The sequence below is a fragment of the Amycolatopsis sp. VS8301801F10 genome (genome assembly GCF_046195355.1).
GTDB lineage: Bacteria > Actinomycetota > Actinomycetes > Mycobacteriales > Pseudonocardiaceae > Amycolatopsis.
On the sequence record NZ_CP176065.1, the window covers coordinates 1,826,433 to 1,850,201 of the forward strand.

At 70.1% G+C, this 23,769-nt stretch carries 24 protein-coding genes and 2 tRNA genes; 11 read left to right on the plus strand and 15 right to left on the minus strand.

Going from position 1 to position 23,769, the window contains the following annotated elements:
* Window positions 1-28: 28 nt before the first annotated feature.
* Window positions 29-1,258: a M20 family metallopeptidase gene (locus F9C11_RS08835; RefSeq protein WP_409184391.1), complete on the minus strand. Its 1,230-nt coding sequence runs from the start codon at window positions 1,256-1,258 to the stop codon at window positions 29-31.
* A gap of 76 nt (window positions 1,259-1,334) precedes the next feature.
* On the opposite strand from F9C11_RS08835, the gene F9C11_RS08840 reads away from it, so the two are divergent.
* The 4 genes from F9C11_RS08840 (at window position 1,335) to F9C11_RS08855 (ending at window position 3,441) form a co-directional block, all read left to right on the plus strand.
* Window positions 1,335-1,817 carry a tRNA adenosine deaminase-associated protein gene (locus tag F9C11_RS08840; RefSeq protein WP_037354362.1) on the plus strand — a complete coding sequence of 161 codons (483 nt, stop codon included), beginning with the start codon at window positions 1,335-1,337 and terminating at the stop codon, window positions 1,815-1,817.
* 23 nt (window positions 1,818-1,840) lie between these two features.
* Entirely contained in the window at window positions 1,841-2,281 is a 441-nt protein-coding gene (locus F9C11_RS08845; RefSeq protein ID WP_409184392.1) for a nucleoside deaminase, read from the plus strand.
* Between the two features lie 43 nt (window positions 2,282-2,324).
* A tRNA-Ser gene (locus F9C11_RS08850) sits at window positions 2,325-2,411 on the plus strand.
* Window positions 2,412-2,646: 235 nt separating this feature from the next.
* Window positions 2,647-3,441, plus strand: a complete 795-nt coding sequence (locus F9C11_RS08855; protein WP_409184393.1) for an SAM-dependent methyltransferase — start codon at window positions 2,647-2,649, stop codon at window positions 3,439-3,441.
* On the opposite strand, the gene F9C11_RS08860 is transcribed toward F9C11_RS08855, so the two are convergent.
* Both F9C11_RS08860 and F9C11_RS08865 read right to left on the minus strand, forming a co-directional pair.
* Window positions 3,438-4,007: a hypothetical protein gene (locus tag F9C11_RS08860; protein ID WP_409184394.1), complete on the minus strand. Its 570-nt coding sequence runs from the start codon at window positions 4,005-4,007 to the stop codon at window positions 3,438-3,440. The genes F9C11_RS08855 and F9C11_RS08860 overlap by 4 nt on opposite strands.
* Window positions 4,007-4,300: a hypothetical protein gene (locus F9C11_RS08865; RefSeq protein ID WP_409184395.1), complete on the minus strand. Its 294-nt coding sequence runs from the start codon at window positions 4,298-4,300 to the stop codon at window positions 4,007-4,009. The genes F9C11_RS08860 and F9C11_RS08865 overlap by 1 nt, the downstream gene beginning before the upstream one ends.
* A gap of 325 nt (window positions 4,301-4,625) precedes the next feature.
* On the opposite strand from F9C11_RS08865, the gene F9C11_RS08870 reads away from it, so the two are divergent.
* Entirely contained in the window at window positions 4,626-5,552 is a 927-nt protein-coding gene (locus F9C11_RS08870; protein ID WP_409184396.1) for a TauD/TfdA dioxygenase family protein, read from the plus strand.
* 40 nt (window positions 5,553-5,592) lie between these two features.
* On the opposite strand, the gene F9C11_RS08875 is transcribed toward F9C11_RS08870, so the two are convergent.
* Window positions 5,593-6,156 carry a TetR/AcrR family transcriptional regulator gene (locus F9C11_RS08875; protein ID WP_409184397.1) on the minus strand — a complete coding sequence of 188 codons (564 nt, stop codon included), beginning with the start codon at window positions 6,154-6,156 and terminating at the stop codon, window positions 5,593-5,595.
* 92 nt (window positions 6,157-6,248) lie between these two features.
* Between F9C11_RS08875 and F9C11_RS08880 the strand changes: the two genes are divergently transcribed.
* A complete protein-coding gene (locus F9C11_RS08880) occupies window positions 6,249-6,938 on the plus strand; it encodes an alpha/beta fold hydrolase (protein WP_409184398.1) in 690 nt (229 codons plus the stop codon).
* A gap of 381 nt (window positions 6,939-7,319) precedes the next feature.
* On the opposite strand, the gene F9C11_RS08885 is transcribed toward F9C11_RS08880, so the two are convergent.
* Window positions 7,320-8,336: a CapA family protein gene (locus F9C11_RS08885; RefSeq protein WP_409184399.1), complete on the minus strand. Its 1,017-nt coding sequence runs from the start codon at window positions 8,334-8,336 to the stop codon at window positions 7,320-7,322.
* Window positions 8,337-8,461: 125 nt separating this feature from the next.
* Between F9C11_RS08885 and F9C11_RS08890 the strand changes: the two genes are divergently transcribed.
* Window positions 8,462-10,963, plus strand: a complete 2,502-nt coding sequence (locus F9C11_RS08890) for an endonuclease/exonuclease/phosphatase family protein (RefSeq protein ID WP_409184400.1) — start codon at window positions 8,462-8,464, stop codon at window positions 10,961-10,963.
* Window positions 10,964-10,997: 34 nt separating this feature from the next.
* Here F9C11_RS08890 and F9C11_RS08895 read toward each other — a convergent pair whose 3' ends face one another.
* The 7 genes from F9C11_RS08895 to F9C11_RS08925 all read right to left on the minus strand — a co-directional run bounded on the left by F9C11_RS08895 (window position 10,998) and on the right by F9C11_RS08925 (window position 16,947).
* Window positions 10,998-11,714, minus strand: a complete 717-nt coding sequence (locus F9C11_RS08895; protein WP_409184401.1) for a DinB family protein — start codon at window positions 11,712-11,714, stop codon at window positions 10,998-11,000.
* Window positions 11,715-11,769: 55 nt separating this feature from the next.
* Window positions 11,770-12,141, minus strand: a complete 372-nt coding sequence (locus F9C11_RS08900; RefSeq protein ID WP_409184402.1) for a hypothetical protein — start codon at window positions 12,139-12,141, stop codon at window positions 11,770-11,772.
* Complete coding sequence (locus tag F9C11_RS08905; protein WP_409184403.1) at window positions 12,138-14,888, minus strand: FtsK/SpoIIIE domain-containing protein; 2,751 nt, start codon at window positions 14,886-14,888, stop codon at window positions 12,138-12,140. Before F9C11_RS08905 ends, F9C11_RS08900 begins: the two co-directional genes overlap by 4 nt.
* Before the next feature lie 7 nt (window positions 14,889-14,895).
* Window positions 14,896-15,144: a hypothetical protein gene (locus F9C11_RS08910; RefSeq protein WP_409184404.1), complete on the minus strand. Its 249-nt coding sequence runs from the start codon at window positions 15,142-15,144 to the stop codon at window positions 14,896-14,898.
* Window positions 15,145-15,149: 5 nt separating this feature from the next.
* Complete coding sequence (locus tag F9C11_RS08915) at window positions 15,150-15,410, minus strand: hypothetical protein (protein WP_009084635.1); 261 nt, start codon at window positions 15,408-15,410, stop codon at window positions 15,150-15,152.
* A 358-nt stretch (window positions 15,411-15,768) separates the two neighbouring features.
* Entirely contained in the window at window positions 15,769-16,146 is a 378-nt protein-coding gene (locus F9C11_RS08920) for a nuclear transport factor 2 family protein (RefSeq protein WP_409184405.1), read from the minus strand.
* Window positions 16,147-16,188: 42 nt separating this feature from the next.
* Window positions 16,189-16,947: a TetR/AcrR family transcriptional regulator gene (locus F9C11_RS08925; RefSeq protein WP_409184406.1), complete on the minus strand. Its 759-nt coding sequence runs from the start codon at window positions 16,945-16,947 to the stop codon at window positions 16,189-16,191.
* A 125-nt stretch (window positions 16,948-17,072) separates the two neighbouring features.
* On the opposite strand from F9C11_RS08925, the gene F9C11_RS08930 reads away from it, so the two are divergent.
* Window positions 17,073-18,512: an MFS transporter gene (locus F9C11_RS08930; RefSeq protein WP_409184407.1), complete on the plus strand. Its 1,440-nt coding sequence runs from the start codon at window positions 17,073-17,075 to the stop codon at window positions 18,510-18,512.
* Window positions 18,513-18,742: 230 nt separating this feature from the next.
* On the opposite strand, the gene F9C11_RS08935 is transcribed toward F9C11_RS08930, so the two are convergent.
* Both F9C11_RS08935 and F9C11_RS08940 read right to left on the minus strand, forming a co-directional pair.
* A tRNA-Ser gene (locus F9C11_RS08935) sits at window positions 18,743-18,827 on the minus strand.
* Window positions 18,828-18,890: 63 nt separating this feature from the next.
* Window positions 18,891-19,640 (minus strand): PP2C family protein-serine/threonine phosphatase, encoded by a 750-nt coding sequence (locus tag F9C11_RS08940; protein ID WP_409184408.1) that lies wholly within the window; start codon window positions 19,638-19,640, stop codon window positions 18,891-18,893.
* A gap of 77 nt (window positions 19,641-19,717) precedes the next feature.
* Here F9C11_RS08940 and F9C11_RS08945 point away from each other — a divergent pair, with 77 nt between their 5' ends.
* Window positions 19,718-21,460 carry a class I SAM-dependent DNA methyltransferase gene (locus F9C11_RS08945; protein ID WP_409184409.1) on the plus strand — a complete coding sequence of 581 codons (1,743 nt, stop codon included), beginning with the start codon at window positions 19,718-19,720 and terminating at the stop codon, window positions 21,458-21,460.
* Window positions 21,461-21,477: 17 nt separating this feature from the next.
* Entirely contained in the window at window positions 21,478-22,371 is an 894-nt protein-coding gene (locus F9C11_RS08950) for a serine/threonine-protein kinase (RefSeq protein ID WP_409184410.1), read from the plus strand.
* Here the strand turns inward: F9C11_RS08950 and F9C11_RS08955 are convergent.
* Entirely contained in the window at window positions 22,355-22,873 is a 519-nt protein-coding gene (locus tag F9C11_RS08955; protein WP_409184411.1) for a hypothetical protein, read from the minus strand. The two genes, F9C11_RS08950 and F9C11_RS08955, sit on opposite strands and share 17 nt — an antisense overlap.
* Before the next feature lie 262 nt (window positions 22,874-23,135).
* Here F9C11_RS08955 and F9C11_RS08960 point away from each other — a divergent pair, with 262 nt between their 5' ends.
* A complete protein-coding gene (locus F9C11_RS08960; RefSeq protein ID WP_409184412.1) occupies window positions 23,136-23,765 on the plus strand; it encodes a L,D-transpeptidase in 630 nt (209 codons plus the stop codon).
* The last annotated feature ends 4 nt before the right edge of the window (window positions 23,766-23,769 follow it).

Genomic DNA, 23,769 nt, shown 5'->3' on the forward strand with positions numbered 1-23,769 from the left:
CGCCCTGCGCGAGGGCGTGCCGGGAAACTCAGCGCAGGGCGTCGAGTGCGAACGCCGTGTACATGGCCACTCCGGCGGCCATCGCCGGTTCGTGGAACTTCACCCGGTTCGAGTGATTGTCCTCGGTCGTCGCCGGGTCCGCTCCCGGCTCGCGGGCTCCGATGAACGCGAACGTGCCCGGAACCCGTTGCAGGACATACGAGAAGTCCTCCGCGCCCATGATCGGCGTGGCCAGCTCCTCGACGTTCTCAGCTCCCAACACCTCCGCACCCAGCGACAACACCTCAGCCGCGACCGCGGGGTCGTTGACCGTCGTCGGATAGCCCGGGTCCACTCCGGCCGACACGCGGCAGCCGTGTGCCGCTCCGACCGCCTCGCACACCTTCGGCAGCTCCTCGCGGATGAAGGAACGCGTCGCCTCCGACAGCGTGCGAATGGTCCCCTCGAGCACCGCCGTCTCGGGGATGATGTTCGTCGTCGTCCCGGCCTGGATGCGGGTCACCGAGACCACCGCCGGGTCGAAGACGCTGATCCGGCGCGTGACCATCGTCTGCAGCGCGCCGACCATCGCGGCCGCGGCCGGGACCGGGTCGATGGCGTCGTGCGGGGCCGAACCGTGGCCGCCGCGGCCGGTGACCTCGACGCTGAACGCGTCGGCCGACGCCATCATCGGCCCGCCGCGCACCTGCAGGACGCCGCTCGGGCTGTTGGCGATCGTGTGCAGCCCGAAGGCGCGCGTGACGCGCGTCCCGGCCGCGTCGAGCACTCCCTCGTGAATCATGTGCCGCGCGCCGTGGAAGCCCTCCTCGCCCGGCTGGAACATGAACACCACCGAGCCCGCCAGGTCGTCCACGCGCTCCGACAGCAGCCGCGCGGCGGAAGCGAGCATCGCGACGTGCGTGTCGTGCCCGCAGGCGTGCATCGCCCCCTCGATCTCGGACGAGAACTCCAGGCCGGTGTCCTCGGTCAGCGGCAGCGCGTCCATGTCCGCCCGCAGCAGCACGGCCGGTCCGGGACGGGCCCCGCGCAGCACGCCGGTGAGCGACGTCGTGGAGCGGCCGTCGGTGAGTTCGATCGGCAGGTCGGCCAGCGCGGCACGGATGGCCGCCTGGGTGCGCGGCAGCTGCAACCCCTGTTCGGGGTGCCGGTGCACAGCGCGGCGAAGCTCGACAGTGCGGTCCTGCAGCTGCCGCGCGGCGTCGAGCAGCCCGGCGTGCCGATTGCCGGGGAGGGTGGGGAGGTCGGTGGGTCCGGTCATGGCTCGATAGTGGCACCTCGCACGCTTCGGGCGCACCGTGCGTGCGTTCGCCAGCGAGGCGGAATACGGTGTGCGCATGGCGGTGCAAGAGCCGGTCACGGGCTTCGCGATAGCTGTGGTCCGTGAAGACGGTCGGTGGCGGTGCAGTGCGCTCGATTCCTCGGCGCTCACAGAACTCGACGCGGCGATCACCGAGCTGGGCAAACTCCGGTCGACCGGGGCGGCGTTCGGCTTGCTGGCCGTCGACGACGAGTTCTTCGTGATCGTCCGGCCGAGCCCGAGGGGACCGTCGCTGCTGCTGTCGGACGCCGCCGCGGCGCTCGACTACGACATCGCGGCCGACGTCCTCGACGTGCTGCGGGTCGACCCGCCCGACGAGGACGACGACGCCGTCTGGCCCGAAGGCGACCTCGAAATCCTGGCCGACCTCGGCCTGCCCGGCGGCGAACTGGAGGTGATCGTCGGCGAGGTCGACCTCTACCCGGACGAACAGCTCCAGATGATCGCCCAGCGGTGCGGCTTCGAGGCCGAGTTCTCGAAACTGCTGGACCAGCTCTGAGACGGCCGGACGACACCGAGGCCGTGCGGGCCGCGCTCGACGCGGCCCGCGCCCCCGGCGCCGACGTGCCCATCGGCGCGGTCGTCTTCGACCCCGACGGGCGCCCGCTGGCCGCCGCCCGCAACGCGCGCGTCGAACTGGCCGACCCCACCGCGCACGCGGAGATCCTTGCGCTGCGCGCCGCGGCCCGCGAGTTCGGCGACGGCTGGCGGCTGGAGGGCTGCACCCTCGCGGTCACGCTGGAGCCGTGCACGATGTGCGCCGGCGCGCTCGTGCTCGCCCGGGTGGCGCGGCTGGTGTTCGGGGCCTGGGAGCCCAAGACCGGCGCGGTGTCGTCGCTGTGGGACGTCGTACGCGACCGCCGCCTCAACCACCGGCCGGAAGTCCACGGCGGAGTGCTCGAAAACGAGTGCGCGGCCCTGCTCGAGACGTACTTCGCGGACCGTCGCCCCGTGGCCGAGTAACCCCCGCCGCATCCCGCGGAAGGGGTCCGGTATTGTTCTCGGCGGTGGCGTGTCCGAGCGGCCGAAGGAGCACGACTCGAAATCGTGTGACGGTTAATCCCGTCCGTGGGTTCAAATCCCACCGCCACCGCGTGCGAGTGGGCGAGCCATGCCGACGGAAAGCGTCGGCCTGGCTCGCCCGCCGTGTTTCTGGGGGTGCAACCCCCAGGCCCCGCCCGGAGGGGCTTCGCCCCCCGGACCCCCCCGAGGGTGCTCGCCTTTGGGTGGAGGGTTCCGGTGGGGTGTTTCCGCAGGGGTGCAACCCCCCGGTGCCGGCCGGAGGGTGGTCGCCTTTGGGTTGGAGGGTTCCGCAGTAGCTTGGGGTTATGGGCGGAGAGCTTCCTGCGGTTGGCAAGACCGCGGTTGGGGTCGCTGGGCTTCGGGCGGTCGAGAGCGGGCGGGCAGATCGGCTGTTCGAGGATCCGTACGCGGGGGCGTTCTTCCATGCCGGGCGGGCGATCTTCGAAGGCCGGGAGAATCACCGCAAGCTGGGGATGGTGTTCGCGCAGCAGGTCGCGATCCGCACGCGGTTCTTTGACGACTTCGTGTCCGGCGGGACCCAGACGGTGCTGCTCGCGGCTGGGCTCGACGCGCGGGCGTTTCGGCTGGATTGGCCGGACGGGGCGCGAGTGTTCGAGATCGATCTGCCGGACGTGTTCGCGTTCAAGGAGACCGTGCTGGCGGAGCGGCGTGCGCGGCCTAGGTGCGAGCGCACGGTGGTTCCGGCGGATCTGCGGCACGACTGGGGCGCTGCCTTGCGCGACAAGGGATTCGACCCGGAGCAGCCGACGGGGTGGCTTGCCGAGGGGCTGCTGGTCTACCTCAGCCGCGAGGAGGCGGAGCGGCTGCTCGAAGCGGTTACCGAGTTGTCCGCGCCGGGCAGCCGGATTTCGTTCGAGCACCGGCCGGACGGCGAGCGGGACGGGTTGCTGGAACGGGCGCGCGAAGTCGGCGGCGAGGTCACGGCGCTGTGGCGCGGCGGTCTCGGCGGCGATGCTCCGGAATGGCTTGCCGAGCACGGCTGGCGGCCGGAAACCGTTACGGTGGCGGAACTTGCCGTCCGGTACGGACGCGAGCCGGTGGAGCACACGCGCGGCGGATTCGTGACCGCGACTCGCTAATTCTCTTCCTGCAGCACCGGTGTTCCGAACGCGTCGAGGAAAGTCGTTGCCTCTCCTATGGTCGCGACGCCGCGCTCGACCGCTTCCGCGATGGTCCGGCACGCTTCCCGCACCGCCGGCTCCGCGGCGCGGTCGCCCGCCAGCAGCGCGACGGCAGCCGGGGTCACGCCTTCCGCGATCAGCATGACCTGCGCCGCGGTTTGATCCGCCAGCCGGTCAAGCAGCTCCGCCAGGTCCAAGCCGACCGACGCGGTGCGCGCGGCGGCTTCCGCGGCCTGCCGGTAGTGCGCGTCCAGCTCGTCCGCGCTGCTCCGGAAGCGCGCGGCCGGTTCGCCGCCCCATTTGCGTTCCGCGCTGTGCGCCCCGCGTTCGAACTCCAGCCGCGCCATCACCAGAACGTCGCGGCCGCTGGAGAGCGTGCGCGCCGATTCGCGGATCGCCTGCGGGGAACAGTCGATCTGACGCAGCGCGGTGACCGGATCCGGTGCGCCGACCACGGCGGCCGCGGCGCTCAAGGAAGCCAGCCCGGCGGCCGCGTTGTCCAGCGCCGGGTGGAGGAACGGCATCAACTCAGCAGCGCCGTCGCGATCGTCGGGCGCTGGTGGTGGCCGCGGGCGGCCATCCGCAGCTGACCGGCCAGATCGGACGTCGCGTCGCCGAGGATGCGCGCGTCGACGTCCCGCGCGGCGAGCGCGGCCTCCCACCGGGCGGCGATTTCCCGCGCCGGCGCGGAAATCCCCCACGGCGTCGATTCGAGACGGGCTTCGGAGAACCGGCCCGCCGCGCGGTCCGCGTCGGCAGCCGCCCGATCGAGCGCGTCCGCGGCGGCGTTGAGCCGCTCGCTCGTCGAACCTGCCATCGGGACCTCCGCTTCCGGGAGGGCGCGCACCGCGGTCCGCCACCCTCTGGAGAGATCTAACCCCATCGAGGCCGCCCGGGTCACTCGGCCGGGCGTGCGACGATTCCACATCGTGGAGATCCTTGACCGGCCGCTCCGCGCCCCGCCAGAATTGGAGTCATGCCAGAGAACCGGGTAGTGCCGCAAGCCGGCCGTGCCCCGGCGCGGTCGGACGGCGAGGGCGTGGCCGCTCTCCTGAGGCGTCGCGGTCGTCTCGGCTCCCCTCCCGCGTAGGCGATTTTCCGCTGATACAGCCGAATTCACCTATTCTTCCGGGAGTACCTCCATGTCGGTAGACCTGCCTGCCCGCCTGCGTTCGGCCATCACTCCGGACGACGGAATCCTCGAGGGCCCGCGCGTGCTGCGCCGCCTTCCGGACGGCGTTGAAGAACGTCCCTACGAGCTTTTCACCCTTCACCCGCTCGGCCGGGTGATCGGCGCGGAAATCTCCGGAGTGGACCTCGGCGCGCCGGTGTCGCCTCGGCTGCGGGCCGAGCTGAACCGCGCGCTGCTGGAGTGGAAGGTGCTGTTCTTCCGCGACCAGCACCTCACCTCGGAGCAGCAGCGCGCGTTCGCCGCGAACTGGGGCGAGCTGGAGACCAACCCGTTCATCCCGCAAGGCGACTCCGATCAGGTCGTGCGGTTCACCCGCACCGCCGGGATGCCCGGGTACGAGAACATCTGGCACACCGACGTCACCTGGCGGCCGAATCCGGCGCTCGGTTCGGTGCTGCGGCTGGTCGAGGTCCCGCCGATCGGCGGCGACACGATGTGGGCCGACATGGCCGCCGCCTACGACAACCTGCCCGCCGACGTCCGCGAACGGATCGACGGCCTCACCGCGGTGCACGATTTCGTCCCCGGTTTCGACCGGTTCACCGACCCGGATCTGCTGGCCCGCTGGCAGGACGCGTACCCGCCGGTCGAGCACCCGGTGGTGCGGACCCATCCGGAGACCGGACGGCGGACGTTGTTCGTGAATCAGGCGTTCACCACGCACATCGTCGGCCTCGACCGCGCGGAAAGCGACCGGCTGCTGCGGTATTTGTTCCTGCAGGCGCACACGCCGGAGTTCCAGGTGCGGTTCCGCTGGGAACGGAATTCGGTGGCGTTCTGGGACAACCGCGCGACCCAGCACTACGCGGTCAACGACTACCACCCGCACGTCCGGATCGCCGAGCGCGTCGCGATCGTCGGGGATCGGCCGTACTGACCTCGTGAGTGGTGATCCCGGTTAGAACCGGGATAAACACTCACGACACCCCGGTGAGGACGGTGTCGACAAGTCGTTCGAGATAGGCGTCGTCGGCGGATTTCGCCCGGACCAAGGTGTGGAACCAGAGGTTCCCGCCGAGCAGATCCATGATCATCTCCGAATCCGCGGCGTCGGCGAGTTCGCCTCGGGCGTGGGCGCGGTCGAAAACGGCCTGCTCGCGGCCGAGGCGGTCGGCGAAGAACCGTGCGGCGGCCTCGGCGGTGGCGGGCCGGTCCGGCAGCGCGGAGACGACGGCGGTGATGACGCGCCGGTTCGCCGGATCGACCAGCAGGCGGTGGATCTCCTTGGCCAGCGCGAGGAGATCGCCACGCAGGGAGCCGGTGTCGGGAATCGCGAAGGTCAGCTCCGGGGCCCGCACGAGCGCGTCGGCGAGGACCTCGTCCTTGGTCGCCCACGTGCGGTAGATCGTCGTTTTGTGCACCCCGGCCCGCGCGGCGACCGCTTCGATCGTCAGCGCGTCGTACCCGCGTTCGGCCAGCAGCGCGAGGGTCGCGGAGAAGATGGCGTCCGCCTTGCGCGGGCGGGAGGCGGTCCGGTCCATGGCCCGATCCTAGCCAGAGTTGCAACGGTGCGTTGCATTCGGTAGACCGGTGATACGCAACGCACCGTTGCAAACTGGGCGAAGGCGGGGACATGAGCGACGTACTGCCGGTGGTTTTCGTGCACGGCATCCGGTTGTCCGGAGCGTGCTGGCAGCAGCAGAAACGCCTGGCACACGGGCGAATCGCCGCGCCGGACCTGCCGGGGCACGGGACGCGGCGCGGGGAGAGGTTCACGCTCGACGGCGCGGTCGCCGCGGTCGCCGACGCCATCGACGAGGTCGGCGGACGGGCGGTCCTGGTCGGGCATTCGCTCGGCGGCTATGTCTCGATCGCGACCGCGGCTCGCCATCCGGAGCGGGTCGTTTCCCTGGTGGGAGCCGGATGTTCACTGGTGCCGAACAGCGTTCTGCGCGGCGGATTCCGGTTCGCCAGCCGCAGCTTGGCGGCGACCGCGCACGACGGTGCGTGGCTGCTTCGCCGGGTTCTTCCCGCTGAGGTGGCTGAACCGACGGTCGCCGCGGGCATCGCTTCCGAAGTCGTCCCCGACGTGCTGGCGGCTGGGCTGGATCCGCTCGCCGACCTCGCGCGGTACCCCGGGCGAGTACTGCTGCTCAACGGCCGCCACGACCACTTCCGCCTCGGCGAACGACGGTTTTTGGCTGCCTGCCAAGACGGGGCGCTGCAGATCGTGCCGGGAGCCGGGCACTACCTGCCGCTCACCCACGGCGAGATCTGTGCCCGGGTTGCCGGCGGACTCGCGACGGCGCTGCTCAGCGGTTAGTGCTCACGAGTGGCGAGGCAGGCCGCCTTCCTCCCCCTCCCGCGCTCCCCCGCGCGGTCAAGGCGGCGCCTCGCCACTCGCGAGGCTTCCCCGGGGCAAATCCATGGAGCCGCGGTCGCGGGCGAAGCGGAAAAAGTCCCGCGCCCGCGGCTGTTTCCTCCGGGTGGTGGCACCCGCGCACTCGACGACGGTCAACCCCCACGTGACCGTGTCGCCTCCCCCCGCGAGGTGCTACCCGTGAGCGCCGGGGCGGCCCGAAAGTGGTCTGGGCCACAATTTCCGTGCTCATCGGTAAGGTACTCCCGCCCGGTACCAGCCGACCCCGGGCTTGAGCTGCATTTAAGGCAGATGCGCCGTCCGGGTGACGGCGGGATCGGCGGGTCAGCCGCGAAGTCCTTCAACGGCCGCGAAACCGTCACTGACCGTCACGCTCGTGCCGCGGCGCGCGGACAGCTCCACAAACCGCCGCAGCGCCTCGTCCGCGTCCGCTCCCGTCAACGGTACGCATTCGTTGTCTTCGTCGCGGCGGATCGGCACTAATTCGACCCGCATCTGCTCGCCGACGACGCAGCCGGCGAGCAGGCCGTCGCGGTGCCGGTCGCGCATGGCCGGCCAGTCGAAGACGAGATTGCCCAGGCTGTACAGGATCGGGCGGCCGCGGTACACCTCGACCGGCTGCACGGTGTGCGGCCCGTGTCCGACGACCAGATCGGCTCCGGCGTCGATGATCGCGTGCGCGTAGGCCACCTGGTATTCGGCCAGTTCTTCGCCGGGAATGCCCCAGTGCATCGACACGACGACGTGGTCGGCCTCGGCGCGGGCGCGGCGGATGTCGGCGAGCAGCAGCTCCAGGTCGCGGCGGACCGGCGTGGTGTGCACGATCGGCGGGCGGCCGGGGACGTCCAGGACGCGCGGATCCGGTTGGTACGACGTGTAAGCGCCCGCCACGGCGACGCCCGGCGAGTCTTCGGTCGCTTCCTGTCCGACGGGCCAGCACAGCGAGGTGTAGGCGAGGAACGCGATCCGGCCGCCGGGGCGCGACAGGATCGCCGGCGCGTGCGCTTCGGCGAGGTTCGCGCCCGCGCCGCAGTGCGCGATTCCGGCGCGGTCCAGCACGGCGAGGCTCGCCATCGCCGCGGCCGGCGGGTAGGTGACGTTGTTGGCCACCGACACCACGTCGATCTCGGCGGCGGTCAGCGCGGCGACCATCTCCGGCGGCGAATGCCGCCAGTTCGGCTCGTGCGGGATGTCCATGCCGGTCGAACCGGACAGCGGCCCTTCGAGATTCACGAACCGCACGTCGGCACCGGTGAGCAGCGAGGTCAACGGGTGGAACGCCGTTTCCGGGTTCGCGCGGCCCTGCAGGTTGACGTCTCCGCCGAGTACGAGCGTGATCATTGCGTCAACCCGTCCAAAGGAGGAAATCCCTCCAGCTCGTTACGAATCGTTGCCCTTTCGTCTTCCTCCGCTTCGCTTGTTCGGGGGACGATGCCTCGACCGTTGACATGCAGAGGGGACTCAGGGTGACCATATCCCGTCGTCCCGCCGGGGGCCGCAGCGCCGGTGGGGCAAGACTGACCAGAGGCGCGGTTGCCGCCTCCGCCGCTGCTCTCGCGTTCGGCGGACTGGCCGCGCCCGCTTCGGCGACGCCGAGCGCGGACGCCCTGATCGCCGAGGTCTACGGCGGTGGCGGCAATTCCGGCGCCACGCTGACCAACGACTTCGTCGAGCTGGCCAACCACGGCGGCGCGCCGGTCGCGCTCGACGGCTACAGCGTCCAGTACCTGCCTGCTTCGGCGAGCGCGTCGAGCAAGTGGCAGGTCACGCCGCTGACCGGCTCGGTCGCGCCGAAGGGCCGCTACCTCGTCGCGGAGGGGAAGGGCAACGGCGGCACGGTCGCGCTGCCGACGCCCGACGCGACCGGCGGCATCGCGATGTCCGCGACCGCGGGAACCGTCGCGCTCGTGTCCGACAGCGCGCCGCTGACCTGCAAGACCGCGGCTGACTGCCTGGCGGACAGCCGCGTCAAGGATCTCGTCGGCTTCGGCGATGCCGTTGTCCGCGAAGGAAATCCGGCCGCCGCGCCGTCCAACACGACCTCGGTCGCGCGCGCGGCGACGCTCGCCGACACCGACAACAACAGCGCGGACTTCGCCGTCGGCGACCCGACGCCCACCAACACCAAGGGCGAGACCACCGGCACCCCGCCCGGCGAGCCCGGCGTTCCGGCGAAGATCCACGACATCCAGGGCACGACGCGGATTTCGCCGTTCAAGGACAAGCAGGTCGAGGACGTCACCGGCATTGTCACCGCGGTGCGGAGCTTCGGCTCGGCGCGCGGATTCTGGATCACCGACCCGCATCCGGACAGCGACCCGCGCACCAGCGAGGGCTTGTTCGTGTTCACCGGATCGACCACCCCGGACGTGGTGGTCGGCGACGCGGTGACCGCTCGGGGCAAGGTCAAGGAGTACTACCCGGACGCGCCCGCGACCTCGAACTACCAGTCGCTCACCGAGCTGACGAGTGCACAGTGGACGGTCGATTCGGCGGGGAATCCGCTGCCCGCGCCGACGGTGCTGACGCCGGACCAGGTGCCGGAGGTGCTGGCTCCCAACGCGGGCGGCAACATCGAGCCGTTGCCGCTCGAGCCTGCGAAGTACTCGCTGGACTTCTGGGAATCGCACGAGAGCGAGATCGTCCAGGTTTCGGACGCGCGCGTGGTCGGGCCGAGCAACAAGTACGGCGAGCTTTACGTGACCACGAAACCGCAGCAGAACCCGACGCCGCGCGGCGGCACGGTGTACCTCGGCTACGACAAGATCAACACTGGCGTGCTGAAGGTGCAGTCGATCATTCCTTCCGCGCAGCAGGCGGCTCCGAAGGTCAACACCGGCGACGTGCTGACCGGCGTCACCTCCGGCCCGGTGGAGTACAGCAACTTCGGCGGCTACACGCTGTTCGCGTCGAAGCTGGGCGCGGCCAAGGACAACAAGCTGCAGAGGGAAACCACGCGCAAGCAGCGGCCGGGCGAGCTTTCGGTGGCGACCTACAACGTCGAGAACCTCGCACCGTCCGATTCGGACACCAAGTACGCGCAGCTCGCGCACGGCATCGTCGACAACCTCGCGACGCCGGACATCGTTACCCTGGAAGAAATCCAGGACAACAGCGGCGCGACCGACGACGGCACGGTCGACGCCGACGCGACGCTGAAGAAGTTCACCGATGCGATCGTCGCCGCGGGAGGCCCGCGGTACCAGTGGCGGCAGATCAACCCGGTGAACGACGAGGACGGCGGACAGCCGGGCGGCAACATCCGGGTCGGCTTCCTGTTCAACCCGGCGCGGGTGTCCTTTGTGGACCGCCCCGGTGGCGGCCCGACCTCCTCGGTGGGCGTGGTTTCCGAACACGGCAAGGCACATCTGACGCAGTCGCCGGGCCGGGTCGACCCGGGCAACGAGGCGTGGGAGGACAGCCGCAAGCCGCTGGCCGGGGAGTTCGTGTTCCGCGGCCGCACCGTTTTCGTGCTGGCCAACCACTTCAACTCCAAGGGCGGCGACCAGCCAACGCATGGCCGTTACCAGCCGCCGAAGCGCAGCTCCGAGGTGCAGCGGCAGAAGCAGGCGACCGTGCTGCAGGGGTTTGTGGCGCAGCTGCTCAACGCGGACCCGCGGGCGAACGTCGTGGTGGCCGGCGACCTCAACGACTACCAGTTCTCGCCCGCGCTGGCGAAGCTGACATCGGGAGGGTTGCTGAAGGACCTGATCTCGACGCTGCCGCCGGCCGAGCGGTACAGCTACGTGTACGAAGGGCAGTCGCAGGTGCTGGACCACATTCTGACGTCGGCCGCCCCGCGCGGCGTGGACTATGACGTGGTGCATGTCAACGCCGAGTTCGCGGACCAGGCGAGCGACCACGACCCGCAGGTGGTGCGGTTCCGGCCTTCGGAGGGGAATCCGTTCGCGGACTTCGCCAACGACCTGCTCGACCAGTTCGACCGGTTTCTGCATCGCACGGCGTAGTTAGCCGTCCGTGAGGGGGACCGCACGGTTCCCCTCACGGCTTTTCGCCTTCGATCAGGTCAAGGTCGCGAACGCAGAAGCCGTGGTGCTCGAAGGTTTCGTTCAGCACCGTGCCAAGGCATTGCCGCACCGAGCGGCCCCGGGCGTACGGCGGCCAGACATCGTCTTCTGGCACCGGAGCTGGCGCCGCGAGCTGCGCTGCGGTGGCTTTATCCAGCCAGGACTCCAGTTCGGCGGCCTGTGCGGCACGCACCCGCACGATCTCGTCGAGGGACGGATCGAGCGAGAGATCAATCCCGTGCGCTTCCCGGTAGGGCTCGACAGCTGGCCCGATGCCCATTGGCGTGAACAGCTCCGTCGACCCCAGACAGCAGCGGCGGAACCACGAGTCGTGCACGAAAACCAGGTGGCGCAACGTCTGCGCGGCCGACCATTCGTCGTTCACGCCGCGGCTTTCGATGCCGGGTGCACGGCGGATTCGTTCGATCGTGGCGGCCCAGTCAGCGTGCAGCCGCCGGGCCGCCTCGCGCAGGTCGGCGAGATCGCCGGAGCGGATCAGCACCCGCACCGGATACCGCCGGTCCAGCTCCGCCTCGACGTACTCGGTGACCTCGACCCCGTTCACCACGAGGTTGGTGACCAGTCCGTCGATCACCGCGTCTTGCATGACGACACCGATCAGGCGCGCCCCAGTCAAATCGCACTCGCGGAACTCCGCGCCGTGCAGGTCTTCGTCGACATATCGGGTCATACTTCGCATGCTAGGGCCGGGCACCGACAAAAACGGGCGGCCAGCGAGAGGCGGGTCAGCGTTTGGCCCGCCACCCCAGCCCCAGTACCGCCTGGACCAGCTCCTGGTAACTCGGTTTGACCTCTTCCAGATACCGGTCCAAATACTGCGGCCGAGCCGTCGGGATCGGCTGCGGATCGTCCAGCGCCTCGACGAAACTCAGCCGGGAAACGTTGTGCAGCGCCATTTTCCACCATCGGTTGGCGCGCTCGCGGGCCTTCTCTTCTCGGTCCTGCGCGGCGGCCACCGCGGCGTGCGCGTCCGCCAGCAGGCGTTCGATTTCGTCCGCTCGTGCCAGTTCCCACGCGCGCAAGCTGTCCGCCGAACCTCGGGCGAGTCCGACGATTTCCTTGTACCGCATGGCGGGGCTGGTGGTTCCCTCGGTCACGGCGTGCCTCCCGCGGTCGGCTCGGTTTCCGGGCGCTGGAACGGGATGATGACTTCCGGCGCCCCGTGCGTGGTGCGGTCGAAGAACAAGGCCCGGCCCGGTCGCGGCGACCAGTGCACGACCTGGCCCGCGGCGAACGGCGACAGTTCGTTGCCCTGGACGTCCAGCGCGGCCCAGGTGCCGATGTCGTCCGTGCCGCCGAAGCCGAGAGTGTCCTTGAGCCGCGCGACGCTGCGCCACCAGCCGATGACGTGCACGCCGTGCGACGGGCCGTTTTTCAGCAGCGTGCGCAGATGGTCGAGACCGCTTTTCAGCTGTCCGACGGCCTTTGCCTCCAACGAAGGCAACGCGGCGTCCACTCCGTACAGCAGCAGGATGCGCGGCGTCGTCGTGTCGAGCGATTCGGCGATGGACTCCAGCTCCGCGGACAGGTTGTCGGTCAGCGTCGCGAGATGTCCTTCGTCGACCAGCCGGTCCTTCAGATCCAGGACGGCTGACGAACTCGCTTCGATCGGGCAGTGCAGCAGGAATTCGGCCTCGCCTTCCTTCAGCTGCTTGGAAAGCGAGCGCGCGGCGGAGTCCATAATGGACAGAGCCTCCGCGGTCGCGCCGCCGAGCACCGCGACGTTCCGGCCGGGTACGCGGGGCAGTTCGACTCCGCAGGCGGCCTCGGTGACGTCGATCGACTGGCCGAGGATCGCCCGTGGCTGGGGGTTCGGCTTGAGTTCCAGGAAAGCCGGGAACTGTTCCAGGATCGGCGAATGCGCCCCGTCGAAAAGGCGCGGCCGGGTGAAGCGGCCCGCGTAGAGTTCCCACAGTTTCTGCTGCAGGTTCACGAAAACGTTGCGAGTGCTCGCGTCCGGCACGTGCGCGAGCTGGTTTCCGTGCGCGACCCCGGAATCGTGGTTGATCACCGCGTGCCACTTGGGCGCGGACACCGCCGCGTTGTTCGTTTCCGCGAGCACCCGGCGTGCCTTCGGCATCGCGATGCGCAGCGTGCACTGCTCGAATACCGCGGGCTTGCCCCAGAACGCCTCGATGCCGGCGACGTCCTGGCTCGCCAGCACGAGATGAATGCCCTGCGAACGCCCGCGGCGCGCGATGTCTTCGAGCAATTGCGTGGCCTGCGCGGTGACCTGGTCGCGTCCGGCGAAGAGATACTGGAATTCGTCGATCACCGCGACGATCCGCGGCCAGTGCCCGCCCGGGTCTTGTTCCCGCAGGTCGGCCAGGTTGGTGACCTCGTGCTCCTTGGCCGCGGCGGAGCGGCGGCGCAATTCGTCGGCGAGGAAACGCAGCAGCGCCAACCCGAATTCGCGGTCGGTGTTGACGTTGACGCCGACCAGTTTCGCGTGCGGCAGCCAGCTGGAGTCCTTGCGTCCGGGCGCGAGACCGGCGAACGATACGCCTTCCTTGAAGTCCAGCAGGTACAACGCCAGCTCGTCCGGCGAATAGCGCGCGGCGAGACTGCCCAGCAACGCGTACAGGAAGTTCGTTTTCCCGGAACCGCTCGGTCCGCCGATGAGCGCGTGCGGGCTCGCGTCGCCGATCACCACCTCGACCGCTTCGCCCTCGTGGAACCCGACCGGCGCGCGCAGTTCCCGCGCCGAACTTTCCTGGCCGATCTCGGCGGGCATCAGGTCGGCGAACGACCGGGGGCCGCCCTGGCGGGCGATCAGCGCTTCGGCGATGCGGTTCGCCGCCCGGATGACCTGCCCGGACGGCATCGGCGGGTCGAGGTCCACGACCAGGTCGCTGCCGGTCATGCTGCTGACCGCGCGGCGTTCGTCCAGCAGGCTGAGCGTTTCGATCGACGCGCTCACCGCGGTGGGCACGTCCACCAGGATCAGGCAGATCCCGGCCGCGAGCGCGCCGCTGGCCACGCGTTTGAGGTCGCGCGCGCGTTCCGCGTCGAGGGTTTCGCCGTTGCCGTACAGCACCGCGATCCGGTACGGCTCCAGACGCTGGCCGGTGGCTTTCCGCAGTTCCCGCAACGAGGTGTGGCCGGCCTGCATGCCGGTGGCGTGGATCCGGCGGATGTGCCCGGCGAGTTCGTCGAGCAGATCCTCCAGCCGCGTCGGGTCGTACAGCGACAGCGCGCTCGTGCGGCTGAGCGGGTACAGGTCCGGCAGGATCGCGGTGAGCTGCCCGACGTCCCACAGGTGGATTTTCACCGCGCCGGGCTCGAACGCCGACAGCACGCGCATCAGCAGGCCCTGCACGATCCCGTCCACCACCGGCCGCGTTTTCGGCGCGGACGTGATGGCCAGGTGCGATTCGTCCAGCAACGGCACCGCGACGTCGAACGTGCGCGAGATGTCGCGTCCGGCCGCGGTGGCCGAACCGACCCGCCACAACCCGGGCGCGGTGACGCCGGGATTCGTGCCGACGCGGCCGAGCCATTCGCTCGGCGGCCGTCCGGCCGGGCCCGGCGCGTGCGCGGCGACGAGATCGCGCAACTCGCCGGGACCGGCGCTCCAGTCGGTGTAGAAGGCGGCGCGGGTGCCGCCGAGCGCGGCGAACACCTCGTGCGCCGCCGGATGCCGGGCCCACTCCGTCTGCTGCGCCGGATCGGCGTGGTCCATGCCGACCCGGACGATCTCCTGTTCCAGCGTCAGCCGCGCCACCTCGGCCTCGGCCATTTCGCGCGCGCCCGCCGCGGCCCCGAGCACGAGCCCGATCTGGTGCCGGACCCGGTCGAGGGCGGTTTGCACACGATTGCGTTGCTCGGCTGCCTTGCTGGCCATCTCATCCCTACAGGCGTGACTGGTATCCGCCCACTAAATCGTCGGCGGCGGACAAACGGGTGAGGAGATGCTCGATCGCCTCGTCGGCCTGCGCCAGCTGCCCGGGCAGCCACGGATCTGCCTTGGCCTGTGCGTCGACGAGAGCGCGCCGGGCGTCGCCGAGCAGAGTCCTCGCCCGCTCGGCGTGCGCCCGTCCGTCGCCGACCCCCGCTCGCGCGGCGGTGAGCAACTGGTGGATTTCGGCGAGCCCGGACATCGGCGTTAAAGCCGTGCCGAGTAGGAATCGGCCGACGAGATGCCGGCCTGGATGGTGCTCTGCATGCCGGTGATCCCTTGCAGCGCCTCGGCGAGCAGGCCGTGTGCCTGGTTCACCTCGTGCTGGCTGCTGCCCTGGGTGGCTTGGGACAGCGACAGCTGTGCTTCTTCGAGTGCCTGTGCTGCCTGCTGCAGCGCGGCGATGCTCGCGGACGCCTTCTCGTTCGCGAGCGCGATACCAGCGCGGATCTCTTCCACTCCGGCCATGGGGGCGGGCTCCTCGGTACGTCTGGGGCTGGAACGACCACGTACAAACTTAGCGTGATCAAGTGTTTTCGGTAAGTAAGTGGGAACGGGAGAATCGACAAAGCCCCGGACGCGGGTGGCGGTCCGGGGCCTGTCGGGCGTTGGCTTCACTGGTGCGCACGCGGGGTCCGAAACCCGCCCGACCCTCTTCTGAGCTGCGGGTTTTCCGGTGGCGTGCGACCGCCAACGCCCAGGTCAAAACGGTATTCGTGACACCGGGGAACCTCTCCGGACGGCTGCGATGAAGTCTGCGGCGAAGCCTAGCGGGTAGGACCGTTCGGCCGATCCCAGCCCCTTGTCGCGGACCGCTCCCCCTGGTTCAGCGAGCCCCGGCCGGATTCGGGTCGTCGCCGAGGTAGGTGCCGTAGCCCTCGACGACGAGCGGGCCGTCGAAAACCAGGACCTCGTTGACCAGCCCGCCCTTCTGGTTGCGGTAGTTGATGACGAGTGCGCCGAGCCCGACGTAGACGCCGATGACCTCGAAACGGAGGTCGGGAATCCGGCGCAGCCCCTCGGCCCAGTACGCGCGCAGCGCCTCCTTGCCGCGGATCACGCCGTCGCCGCCGATCACCTGGACCGCGACCGGGGACCGGAAGGTCACGTCGTCGGCGAAGTGGGTCATCAGGGTGTCGAGGTCGTGGGCGTTCCAGGCCTTCGCCCAGTGGGTGGCGAACTCGTGCGCCGCGCTGTGGTCCATGACCGGATTCTGCCAGCGTCCGAGGGGTGGGATTGTGCGCCGTCAGAGGATTCCCTTGCGGGCCAGGTCGGCCGCGATCCCGTCCAGGACACCGGAAAGCCCGGACGCGAACAGTTCGTCCAGGTCCCACGGATCGGCCATCGCCCGCATCGCGGCGCCGAGCCGCGGGTAGGCGTCGAAGCTCGGGCGGTGCCTCGGTGCGCCGCGGCGTTCGGCCTCCACGTCGCTGACGTAGGTGAGCGCCACGCCTTGCACGTACGAGGCGAACAGGAACAGGTACCGGAACGCGTCCGCCGGGTCGAGGCCGAGGCCGTCGAAGGAGGCGAACGCGTGCTCGCTGTCCGCGGAGAGGGCCGGGCTGTCGTGGGTCCGGGTGGTGACCAGCACCTTCGCCAGGATCCACGGGTGCCGGTGGTAGAGGTCCCAGTCGCGGTAGGCGGCGCGCTCCAGCCCGGCCCGCCAGTCGCGCGGCGGGGTTTCCGGCGGCGGGACCTCGGTGAGCGCGGCCTCGACCATCAGCGCCACCAGGTCGTCCTTGGACGCGACGTGCCGGTAAAGCGCCATGGTCCCCGCGCCGAGTTCTGCCGCCACCCGGCGCATCGACAGCGCTTCGAGCCCCTCGGCGTCCGCGACCGCGATCCCCGCCCGCACGATCCGGTCGACGGTCAACTGGCCGCGGTCCTCCTCGGATTCCGCCTTGCGCGCGCGATACGCCTTCGCCTGGCAGGCCCTTGAGCAGTACTGCCGCGGCCGGCCCCGGTCCGGAGCGGCGAGGGGCTTTCCGCAGGACCCGCACTTCACTCGATACCTCTTTTCGTCACACCACTAACGGCCGTGCGGAAAGTCTAGCCGGTGCCGGAATTGCTCTGTCAGCCGCTGGATAAAAGGCTTTGGAAGTCGGCGGCAGGCGTGCGTACTTTGTACGCATGCTGGAAGAAACAACCTCCTCGACCGCGGGTCCGAGGGAATGGGCCGGACTGGCGGTCTTGCTGCTGCCGTGCGTGCTGGCGTCGATGGACATGTCGGTGATGTTCGTGGCCATGCCGTCGTTGACCGCCGATCTGGAGCCGAGCGGCTCGCAGCTGCTGTGGATCATGGACTCGTACGGGTTCCTGCTGGCCGGCCTGCTCATCACCATGGGCACCCTCGGCGACCGGATCGGCCGCCGCCGCTTGCTGCTGGCCGGAGCGGCGGCGTTCGGCGGCGCGTCGGTCCTCGCCGCTTTCTCCGCCACGCCGACGATGCTCATCGTCGCCCGGATGCTGCTCGGGATCGCCGGGGCGACGCTCGCGCCGTCCACCCTCGCGTTGATCCGCGGCATGTTCCACGACGCCAGGCAGCGCGCGACCGCGGTCGGCCTGTGGACCGCGGGGTTCGCGGGAGGCGCGGTGCTGGGCCCGATCATCGGCGGCCTGCTGCTCCAGCACTTCCACTGGGGCTCGGTGTTCCTGATCAACGTGCCGGTGATGCTGCTCCTGCTGGCGCTCGGCCCGCTGCTGCTGCCCGAACACCGGACGCTCGCGGAGGGGCCCTTCGACCTGCTCGGCGCGGTGCTGTCGATCGGGTCCGTGCTCGGAATCGTCTACGGCGTCAAACAGTTCGCCGCGCATGGGTTCGGCTGGCTGCCGATCGCGGGCTGCGTCGCCGGTCTCGTCGCCGGCGTCGCCTTCGTACGCCGCCAGCGCACCGCGGCGCGTCCGCTGATCGACCTGGCGCTGGTGCGCTCGCGTGCGTTCGCGGTGCCGTTGCTGATCGACCTGCTGGCGACGTTCGCGCTGGTCGGGTTCAACCTTTTCACCTGGCAGTACCTGCAGGTCGTGCTGGGGATGAGCCCGCTGGAGTCGGCGCTGTGGGCGCTGCCGACGTTCGCCGTGATGCCGATCGGGATCGGGGTGGCCGCGACGCTGGCCGCCCGCATCGGCAAACCGCGGGTGCTGGCGCTCGGCCTGCTCGTGGCCGCGGCGGGGTTCGGACTGCTGGCACTGCCGCTGCCCGGAGCCGCGTACTTCATCGCGGCGCTCACCGTGGTGTCGCTGGGCATCGCCGGAGTCGCGGCGGTGGTGACGGACGTGATCCTGTCCGCCGCGCCCCCGGAACGAGCCGGAATGGCGTCGGCGATGGCGGAAACGTCCGCGGAATTCGGCGGCGCGATGGGAATCGCCCTGCTGGGAAGCATCGGCGCGGCCGTGTACCGCGCGGCGATGCCGTCGGGTGCCGAGACCTTGGAAGCGGCGGCGAAGCTCCCGCCCGGGGATGCGTTGCGCGAGGCGGCTTTCGCGGCGTTCAGCACGGAAACCGGGGTGGCGGCGGTGGTGTGTGCGGGGTTGATGCTTGGGGCGGCTGTGGTGATTGTCCGTGTTCGGTGAGGGGGTGACCAAGCGCCGAACCGGCTCCTTCGCCAAGCCCGCCTAGGCTGCGGCGCTCTGCATTTCCCGCGACGAAACCCGACGTCAGCAGGCTCGTGAAGAGGGGCGTGCGGACAAGGGCAAGGAGCCGGTCACCGGCCAGGGGCAGCCGAGCCTAAAACTGAGCCCAAGACGAGAAACGCCGGTCGCCCCAAACCTGGGACGACCGGCGTTTCCGCTGGTTACCGCTGCGGAGGATACAGGATTCGAACCTGCGAGGGCGTGAACCCAACACGCTTTCCAAGCGTGCGCCTTAGGCCGCTCGGCCAATCCTCCGTGGGGAAGAATACCGGAAGGCCCTTTCGCCTTCCGCAGGTGGTCCGACCTGCGGGTACGCGTTCAGGCCGGGACGACGTCGGCGACCACGATGGTGATGTTGTCCGGGCCGCCGCCCTCGTTGGCCAGAGCGATGAGCCTCGGGACGGTTTCCTCTGGGGTGCCTTGGGAAAGGACGTCCTGGATGGCCGGTTCGCTGGCGCCCGCGGTGAGGCCGTCCGAGCAGAGCAGGTAGCGGTCGCCTGCTTGCGGGGTGAATTCCCAGACGTCCGGTTCGGCCGATCCGGTGCTCAGGAGGGCCTTCATCAGCATTGAGCCGCGCGGGTGGCCGTCGGCGTCGGCGGCGCTGATCGTGCCGTCTTCGACCAGGGCCTGGGCCAGGGTGTGGTCGCGGGTGATGCGCTGCAGTTCGCCGTCTCGCAGGAGATAGCCGCGGGAGTCGCCGACGTGGGCCGCGGCGAAGTGGGTGCCGTCGAACAGCAGGGTGGTCAGCGTGGTGCCCATGCCGTGGGTCGCGGGGGTTTCCTCGGCCACCTGCGCGAGCTGTTCGCCGACCCGGCGGACGCCGTCGGCGAGCAGGTTCGACAGGTTGTGCGCCGTCAGGTCCAGGGTGCGCAGCTCCGCGTCCAGCGAGGCCAGCACGCTGACCGCGGTCGAGCTGGCCACCTCTCCGTGCGGCTGGCCGCCGATCCCGTCCGCCACCACGAGCATCCGCCCGCTGGCGTACACGGAGTCCTCGTTGTTGGGGCGTCGTCGCCCTTGGTCCGATCCCGCTGAGTAGCGCAGGGTGAACCGGGTCTGCTCGGTGGCCATGCCCCCATGAAACCATTGGTTGACTGAGTTAACAAGCAAAACGATGGAAACCGCTGTCGTCGGCTATCGTGCTCGACATGGCAGACGACGCGGCGGTGAGTGCGGCCGACATCGCGCGCTTGGCGGGCGTGCGCCGGGCGGCGGTGAGCAACTGGCGGCGGCGCCATGACGATTTTCCCAAGCCGGTAGGCGGCACGGCATCCAGCCCGTTGTTTTCGCTGCCGGAAGTGCAGGCGTGGCTGCGCGGGCGCGGTCGTCCGTTCGAGCTGGCGCCGATCGACGAAGCGTGGCAACGGCTGCGCGCGCTCGGCGATGACCTCGACCTTGGCGCGCGGCTGGCGTCGGTCGGCGAGTATCTCGCGGACGACGCCGCGGGGCCGGACGATCCGCAGCTGCTGGCGCTGATCTCCCAGCTCGCCTCGGACGAAGGCGCGGCGGAGACGTTCGAGCAGCTCTGCGACCGGTTCTTCGAAGCACACGCGCGTCGGCTCTCCACGACGCCGACCGCGTACGCCGACCTCATGGTGCGGCTGACCGGTGCGAAGGGAGCCACGGTGCTCGACCCGGCGTGCGGATTCGGGTCGCTGCTGCTGGCCGCCGCGGCGACCCGGGCGCGCGGGCAGGACGTCGACCCGGACACCGCGCGGATCGCCGCGATCCGGCTGCGGCTGCACGGCGCGGACACCGAGGTGCACGCCTCGGATGCGTTGCGCGCGGACGCTTTCGCCGGACGGCTGGCGGACGTCGTGCTGTGCGACCCGCCGTTCAACGAGCGGGGCTGGGGGCACGAGGAACTCGTCGGCGACGCGCGGTGGGAGTACGGCTTGCCGCCGCGTGGCGAGTCGGAGCTGGCGTGGGTGCAGCACTGCCTCGCGCACGTGAAACCCGGTGGCGCGGTGGCGGTTTTGATGCCGGGCGCGGCGGCCGGACGGCGGAGCGGGAAGCGCATCCGGGCCAATTTGCTGCGTGCGGGCGCGTTGCGCGCGGTGTGCACGCTCGCGCCAGGCACCGATCTCTGGCTGCTCACGCGACCGGAGCCGGAGCAGCGCGCACCGGCTACCGTGCTGATCGCCGACACCACCGCGGAGAACGTCGAGCAGGTGTGGCAGGCCTTTTTGGCCGATCCGGACACCGGCGGACGCATCATTGACGTGCTCGACGACGACGTCGACCTGACCCCCTCGGGCCGGCCTGGCAAGAGCGATTCGGGCGAGGCTTTCCTGGCCGCGCAACGGATTTTCGGCCAGATCGGGATCGAGCTGCCCAAGCTGGAACTGGCGTCCGGCGAAGCGGCGCACACGACCGTCGGCGAGCTGGTGAAGGCGGGCGCGCTGCGGATCACGCACGCGCCGCCGCGTACCGCCGACGGCGACGAACCCGTGCTGACCACCGACGACGTCCTGATCGGCGGTCCGCCGACCGGGCACGCCGCGGCCGATCCGGCGGCGGTGTTCGCCCACGATGGCGACGTGGTCGCGTCGGTCACCGGCGCGGTGATCGTCCACAGTGGAGCGCCGGTGCGGCTCGGACCCGCGCTTTCCCGTTATCGCGTGGATCCGGAGCTGCTCGACGCGCAGTTCCTCGCCGGATGCCTGCGCGCCGCGGACTTCCCGGTGCACAGCGCGTCGACCCGGATCGACGCGCGCCGGCTCAAGGTGCCGCGGCATCCGCTCGAAACGCAGCGTGCGTACGGCGTCGCGTTCCGCGCGCTCGCGGACTTCGACCGGGCCTTGCGGCAAACCGCGGAAATCGGCCGCGACCTGGTGCGGCTAGGCTTTGCCGCACTCGCCGAAGGACGGCTGAAGCCCGGTGGCGGGTGAGCGCTGTGAGGGGGCCCATGCTGATCGCGGACCGCTACGAGGTCGACGATCTGCCGCTCGGCCGAGGCGGCATGGGTTCGGTGCACCGTGGGTTCGACCGGCGGCTCGGCCGGCAAGTCGCGATCAAGCTGCTTCGGCTTCCCGGCGGCGACGAAGAGCTTGAAGAACGCTTCGCGCGCGAAGCGCGGATTCTCGCCACGCTCGACCATCCCGGCGCGCCCACGCTGTACGACTTCGGCACGCACGACGACCGGTTGTTCCAGGTCATGCAGTTCGTCGAAGGCGTGGCGCTGGACGATCTGCTCGCCGAGCACGGCCCGCTGCCGGTGCCGTGGGCGGCGGCGATAGCGGCGCAGGCGGCCGCGGTGCTGTCGGCGGCGCACGCGCGCGCGGTCTGTCACCGTGACCTCAAGCCGGCCAACCTCATGCTCTGCCCGGACGGCAGCGTCAAGGTGATGGACTTCGGGCTCGCTGTGTTGCGCGAAGCCGACACTGCTCGCTTCACGCGTGCGGGACAGCTGCTGGGCACACCGTCGTACATGGCTCCGGAGCAGATTCAGCGTGGGCAGGCAGAGCCGCGAAGCGATCTGTACGCGCTCGGTTGTGTACTGCACGAGATGCTCACCGGCCGTCCGGTCTTCACCGGGCCGACCGCGTACGCCGTCTTCGACAAGCAGGTGAAGGAACCAGCGCCGGTCGTTCCCGGCGTACCTCGGGAGCTGAATGCGCTTCTCGCCGCGACGCTTGCGAAGGATCCTTCGATGCGACCGTCTGCGGCGGAAGTCCTGTACGCGCATCTAGTGCCCTTCGCGCGGGACTTGCCGCCGTTGCCGGGGTTCCTGCACCCGGCAACGGCGTTGAGTCCTTCGCGGATGTACGCGCGCATGGTGGGGCTTAGCGGCCAGCGTTGATGCTCGTCGGCGTCTGCTCCGAGAGCGGCAGGCCGAGCTTCTGGATGCGGTAGTAGGTGCAGGCGTTCTGTACGCCGATGCTGATGCCGATCGTGAGCATGATCGTCGAAGAGGCCACGGTGTTGCTGACGCCGAGCGCGGCTCCGATGAAGGAGAAGGCGACGCGTACACCGATAGTGGCGAACCACAGCACCAACGTGAGCGGAGTGCCCTTCACGAACGTCGTGCCTTCGCGAGCACTGAGTACCGACGACGAGCTACGGACGACGCCCAGCAGCCCGAGGACCACGACGTCGCCAGCCAGCAGCGCGTAGTCCGTCGCGGTCGCGCTTTGCAACGCGGTGGCGGCGGAGAACACGCCGATCGCGGTCAGGATGAACGGGAGCGTCAGCAAGCGCTTGCGGCTGAGCAGCGTGCCGCGCCACTGGCGGTAGACGACCCGGTAGAGGACGAGCGCCGCGATCGCGACGTACAGAACGATGGTGAGCGGGCCGAGGTTCACGGTGCTCCTTCGGGGAGGTGGTCGGCTTCGCCCGGCCGGCGGCGGGTGCCGGGAGGAGGCCCGGCGTGCTCCCAGCCTCGCCGGGATCGATGCGCTTTTCGTCGGCGCACGGACTGGGGCCGGGTGGATTCGCGGTTCAACCCTCGGGTGGAGACGCCGGATCGTGACCATTGCCGAGCAACCACGAAGGGGTGGTGGTCGTCTATTCGGGTGATACGGGTCCTGCCGAATGCGACCCGACCGAACGCGGGGGTACCGGATCGTGAAGAGGGTTCTGGTGGGGATGGCGGCGCTGGCCGCGGCTTTCGGGCTCGTGGCCTGCTCCGGGGGCACGGCCGGGTCGGCGTCCGGCGGCGGGGCAGTGCCCGCGGCGGCGAGCGTGTCCAGCTCGTCCTCGAGTGCGCCGACCAGCAGTTTTGCCCCGGCGACCAGCAGCAGCCCGGAGAGCACCAGCGCGAAGCCGACTCCGAAACCGACGCCGAAGCCCACGCCCAAGCCGAAGGCGGACCCGGAGCCGAGCGACGCCGACGTCCCGTGCGCGGCGGCCGCCGCCGCTTCCGGCACCAGCGCCTGTGTCGACATTTCCGCGCACCGCGCCTGGCTCCTGCAGGACGGCAAGGTGATCTACGGCCCCGTCTCGATGCTGCCCGGACGCAAGGGGCACGCGACCCCGACCGGTACGTTCCACGTGCTGTCCAAGGAAAAGCTGCACCTGAGCAAGCAGTTCGACAACGCGCCGATGCCGAACTCGGTCTTCTTCTACCCGGGCGACGCGTTCCACACCGGCAGCCTGAAGGTGTACTCGCACGGCTGCATCCACCTGTCGGCGGCGTCGTCGCTGCGGTTCTTCACCACGCTGCACATCGGTGACGTGGTCCAGGTCGTGGCGTGACTCA

Excerpts from the sequence above, each read along its gene's own strand:
- F9C11_RS08840 (WP_037354362.1), top strand. The coding sequence starts at position 1,335 with ATGGCGGTGCAAGAGCCGGTCACGGGCTTCGCGATAGCTGTGGTCCGT.
- F9C11_RS08860 (WP_409184394.1), bottom strand. The coding sequence starts at position 4,007 with ATGCCGTTCCTCCACCCGGCGCTGGACAACGCGGCCGCCGGGCTGGCT.
- F9C11_RS08865 (WP_409184395.1), bottom strand. The coding sequence starts at position 4,300 with ATGGCAGGTTCGACGAGCGAGCGGCTCAACGCCGCCGCGGACGCGCTC.
- F9C11_RS08855 (WP_409184393.1), top strand. The coding sequence starts at position 2,647 with ATGGGCGGAGAGCTTCCTGCGGTTGGCAAGACCGCGGTTGGGGTCGCT.
- F9C11_RS08930 (WP_409184407.1), top strand. The coding sequence starts at position 17,073 with ATGCTGGAAGAAACAACCTCCTCGACCGCGGGTCCGAGGGAATGGGCC.
- F9C11_RS08945 (WP_409184409.1), top strand. The coding sequence starts at position 19,718 with ATGGCAGACGACGCGGCGGTGAGTGCGGCCGACATCGCGCGCTTGGCG.
- F9C11_RS08950 (WP_409184410.1), top strand. The coding sequence starts at position 21,478 with ATGCTGATCGCGGACCGCTACGAGGTCGACGATCTGCCGCTCGGCCGA.
- F9C11_RS08940 (WP_409184408.1), bottom strand. The coding sequence starts at position 19,640 with ATGGCCACCGAGCAGACCCGGTTCACCCTGCGCTACTCAGCGGGATCG.
- F9C11_RS08920 (WP_409184405.1), bottom strand. The coding sequence starts at position 16,146 with ATGGACCACAGCGCGGCGCACGAGTTCGCCACCCACTGGGCGAAGGCC.
- F9C11_RS08870 (WP_409184396.1), top strand. The coding sequence starts at position 4,626 with ATGTCGGTAGACCTGCCTGCCCGCCTGCGTTCGGCCATCACTCCGGAC.
- F9C11_RS08835 (WP_409184391.1), bottom strand. The coding sequence starts at position 1,258 with ATGACCGGACCCACCGACCTCCCCACCCTCCCCGGCAATCGGCACGCC.
- F9C11_RS08905 (WP_409184403.1), bottom strand. The coding sequence starts at position 14,888 with ATGGCCAGCAAGGCAGCCGAGCAACGCAATCGTGTGCAAACCGCCCTC.
- F9C11_RS08880 (WP_409184398.1), top strand. The coding sequence starts at position 6,249 with ATGAGCGACGTACTGCCGGTGGTTTTCGTGCACGGCATCCGGTTGTCC.
- F9C11_RS08875 (WP_409184397.1), bottom strand. The coding sequence starts at position 6,156 with ATGGACCGGACCGCCTCCCGCCCGCGCAAGGCGGACGCCATCTTCTCC.
- F9C11_RS08915 (WP_009084635.1), bottom strand. The coding sequence starts at position 15,410 with ATGGCCGGAGTGGAAGAGATCCGCGCTGGTATCGCGCTCGCGAACGAG.
- F9C11_RS08885 (WP_409184399.1), bottom strand. The coding sequence starts at position 8,336 with ATGATCACGCTCGTACTCGGCGGAGACGTCAACCTGCAGGGCCGCGCG.
- F9C11_RS08910 (WP_409184404.1), bottom strand. The coding sequence starts at position 15,144 with ATGTCCGGGCTCGCCGAAATCCACCAGTTGCTCACCGCCGCGCGAGCG.
- F9C11_RS08895 (WP_409184401.1), bottom strand. The coding sequence starts at position 11,714 with ATGACCCGATATGTCGACGAAGACCTGCACGGCGCGGAGTTCCGCGAG.